Here is a 645-nt window from a genome sequence, read left to right on the forward strand (position 1 = left end):
TGGCCGCCACCGATGCCGCCGGCAACGTGGGCGAAGCCACCACCGTGCACACCCACGGTGTGGACACCACCATCAACGCCAGCATCACGCTCGCGGCCAACATCACCGCCGACGACGTGATCAACGCGGCCGAGTCGCAACAAGACATCGCCATCACCGGTAGCGTGGGTGGCGACGTGAAGGTCGGCGACACCGTGACCCTGACCGTGAACGGCAAGCCGTTCACCGGTACCGTGCAGGCCGGCAACACCTTCAGCATCAACGTACCGGGCGCCGAGCTGGTAGCCGACGCCGACCAGGTGATCCAGGCCAGCGTCACCACCCGTGACGAAGCCGGCAACAGCATTACCGTCAGCGACACCGAAGGCTACCGCGTCGACACCGTCGCCCCGGACAACCGTACCGCCAGCATCAGCGTCAACGACATCACCGCCGACAACGTGGTGAACGCCGCCGAAGCCGGTGAAGACATCACCGTCAGCGGCACCGTCAGCGGCGAGTTCAAAGCCGGCGACGTAGTGACCCTGACCGTCAATGGCCGCGACTACACCACCACCGTCAATGCCGCCGGTGAGTACAGCGTGGCTGTGGCCGGTCGCGACCTGGCCGCCGACACCACCATCGACGCCAAAGTGGCCGCCACCG

General features: G+C 66.5%; 1 protein-coding gene. It reads left to right on the top strand.

Annotated elements, in window-relative coordinates; all coding sequences use genetic code 11:
- The coding region (locus tag ACZ9XP_RS17765) for an Ig-like domain-containing protein (RefSeq protein WP_465188944.1) at positions 1 to 645 on the top strand (645 nt) is incomplete at both ends.

The sequence above is a fragment of the Vogesella perlucida genome, assembly GCF_979366545.1.